The following is a 2357-nucleotide window of genomic DNA, read 5'->3' on the forward strand; positions in this document are numbered from 1 at the left end:
GCGACATACTGAAAGCTCTCAAGGCTGCGATGCTCCACAACGGCTATCTTGAAGGCCAGATCGAACAGATCGCCGAAGCAGTCCCGGGGCTCATCAAGATCCACTACGACGGCCCTATGGCTTCGAACTAGGCGGCCTGATGCATGCCGAGAAATTATCCGACCAGGATGACGATCTGGAGCGCGACGTCGACGCCGTCATCGTCTCCTGTGACGGCGACGCGAGAGCCGCGGTTCGCGCCCTGATCGTCCAGGTCGCCTACCTGGAGCGCGAGATTCAATATTTTCGGGTCGCAGTCTCCTCAGGCTTCAGCCGGCAGTGGCATCACAAGAGATGGGAGATCGAGACTGATGCCGGGTCGGAGGATGGGTGAGCTATCTTACTCAGCGATCGACCGCGCCTACCCATATCAGGTGGCGCTGCCGGACGACATTTGCTGCATGCACAACCTGACCCTGATCATGGAGTTTTGCGAGACACGCGGTCTCAACCATCTGACGCGACACGTCACGGCAGTCTGGCCGAACGGCAAGCAGGAGCACTATCGCCTCCACTGCTTTGCCGATCTTGCATCCGCAGAGCCCTTCAGGGATCATTTCGGCGGTGTGATGTTCGATCCGAAGCGCGATCGCGAGAATGGTCGGGCACGAGGTGCATGGCACCGGAAGGATGAATACAAGAGGATTCTGGAAAGCGGCCCATTAAGAGTGCCGGAAATCTTACGGGTTTAGATCATGTGCGGTCGTTACACTCGATATCTGTCCTGGTCCGAAATTCACCGGCTCTACCGGCTCACCACGGACTGGGAGCGGCAGCGCAACGACGCGCCGGCCTACAACATTGCGCCCACTGAGGATGTTGTTTTCGTTACCGCCGGTGAGGACGGCAACCACAAGCTGCGCGAGGGCCGATGGTGGCTCGTGCCCTGGTGGGCGAAGGAGATGCCGAAGGGCTCAATGTTCAACGCACGTTCGGAGACGGTCGACACATCCGGCGCATTCAAGGATGCATTCAAATCGAAACGCTGTTTGATCCCGGCGGATGGCTTCTACGAATGGACGCAGAGCCCTGCCGACAAAGGGCGTGACCCCTGGTACATCTTTCTGCCAGATCACCGGCCATTCTCGTTCGCCGGACTGTGGGCCCACAATGATAAACTCGGCATCACCAGCTGCACGATTCTGACCGCCCCAGCCCAAGATCCGATGGTCAGTCTGCACGACCGGCAACCGGTGATCCTCGCTCCCGAGGTCTATGATGCATGGCTCGATCCAACGACGCCCGGCGGCGAGGCCAAAGCTCTGCTTTCGCACGACCTTGACGGCCAACTTCAATTCTATCGCGTCGACCGCCAGGTGAATTCGAGCAAGAACAAAGGCGGCGACGAGATGATCACGCCAATCGACATGCGAACCGCGTACGGGATCTGACAGATGAGTGACGATCCTTCATCACAGCCAGTGCCGGCGTCGCGCGCGATAGGGATCTACGAACACTATTGCGAGCATCCGGGATGCACGAAGTGGGGCGGCTGGGGCTTTCCGCGCGGGAAACAGACGATTTGGTTTTGCTGGGAACATCGCGAGTACGGAGAGAACTGAGGCCGGCTCAATATGAACGATAGGATCAATGGAAGCGTAGAGGGTTTAACCGCTAGGCCAGGCCGCCGACGAATCCGCTCAACTCGTCGAGCCGCACCATCGAGAGCCGCACTCCGCCGCGACAGCCGCGCGCCCTGCAGACAGTTTCGCGCTCCAGCTCGTCGATGTAGAGAAACTCACGCTCCGGCGACGTGCAGACGATCGCCCGCGTGAGATAGTGGACGTGGCCGCATTTTTTGCAGCGCGCTTCCAGCTTTTGATTGTCGGCGAGGTCGCCGACGCGAATGTTTCGCTTCCAGCTTTTCATCACCAGAAATCCTCCGCTGAAGGAATGCGCGTATAACTGATCTTGCCGCCTACGTGGCCGCCGCCGGGCGGCCGCCACTGGCCGAGACTGACGACCGTGCCGGCATAGCGCGTATTCAGATTGTCGATCGCCTTGCTGGCGTTTTCCCAACGCTGTCGCTGGCAATCATCATTGAGCAGCAAATCGAGCTGGCGTTCATGTGATGGCGACAAGTCGTAGAGCGTGACGCCAATCCGAAAAATCATCAGGCCGCGCGAGTGGTCCTTCCGTACCTGGTCCCACAGTTCCGAAAGCGCCGACAGTATGGCCTGGTCGTCGTTGACGACCGGCAAATGGCGCTTTCCCATCCAGGACCCGTCCCGGATCGACAGCCAAAGCCACAAGCCCCCGGCATAGAAGTTTTCTCGCCTCAGCCGCCGCGCCGCTTTGATCAGCAGCAGGCGCGAGAT

Annotated in this window: 4 protein-coding genes and 1 pseudogene; 3 read left to right on the top strand and 2 right to left on the bottom strand. The window is 59.4% G+C overall.

The annotated features are described in order from the left end of the window. Nucleotides 1-139 precede the first annotated feature (139 nt). Genes EOA86_RS30980 through EOA86_RS30990 form a run of 3 tightly spaced genes read left to right on the top strand, consistent with a single transcriptional unit; the run spans nt 140 to nt 1430 of the window. The gene (locus EOA86_RS30980; RefSeq protein ID WP_128345092.1) at nt 140-373 is read left to right on the top strand and encodes a hypothetical protein; all 234 of its coding nucleotides are present in this window, start codon (nt 140-142) and stop codon (nt 371-373) included. A gap of 40 nt (nt 374-413) precedes the next feature. After that, the gene (locus tag EOA86_RS30985) at nt 414-731 is read left to right on the top strand and encodes a hypothetical protein (RefSeq protein ID WP_164892156.1); all 318 of its coding nucleotides are present in this window, start codon (nt 414-416) and stop codon (nt 729-731) included. 3 nt (nt 732-734) lie between these two features. Further along, nucleotides 735-1430 (top strand): SOS response-associated peptidase, encoded by a 696-nt coding sequence (locus EOA86_RS30990; RefSeq protein WP_128345096.1) that lies wholly within the window; start codon nt 735-737, stop codon nt 1428-1430. Between the two features lie 223 nt (nt 1431-1653). Here EOA86_RS30990 and EOA86_RS30995 read toward each other — a convergent pair whose 3' ends face one another. Together EOA86_RS30995 and EOA86_RS31000 are read right to left on the bottom strand one after the other, a co-directional pair. Then, nucleotides 1654-1908, bottom strand: coding sequence for a hypothetical protein (locus tag EOA86_RS30995; protein WP_128345098.1), 255 nt, complete (start codon nt 1906-1908; stop codon nt 1654-1656). After that, nucleotides 1908-2357 (bottom strand): annotated as a pseudogene (locus tag EOA86_RS31000) (type VI secretion protein ImpB); the annotation flags it as partial. The gene EOA86_RS30995 and the pseudogene EOA86_RS31000, both read right to left, overlap by 1 nt.

The organism is Mesorhizobium sp. M5C.F.Ca.IN.020.32.2.1 (assembly GCF_004023105.1).
Lineage (GTDB): Bacteria > Pseudomonadota > Alphaproteobacteria > Rhizobiales > Rhizobiaceae > Mesorhizobium > Mesorhizobium wenxiniae.

Coding starts and splice junctions, on each gene's coding strand:
- EOA86_RS30980 (WP_128345092.1), top strand. CDS start 140: ATGCATGCCGAGAAATTATCCGACCAGGATGACGATCTGGAGCGCGAC.
- EOA86_RS30990 (WP_128345096.1), top strand. CDS start 735: ATGTGCGGTCGTTACACTCGATATCTGTCCTGGTCCGAAATTCACCGG.
- EOA86_RS30995 (WP_128345098.1), bottom strand. CDS start 1,908: ATGAAAAGCTGGAAGCGAAACATTCGCGTCGGCGACCTCGCCGACAAT.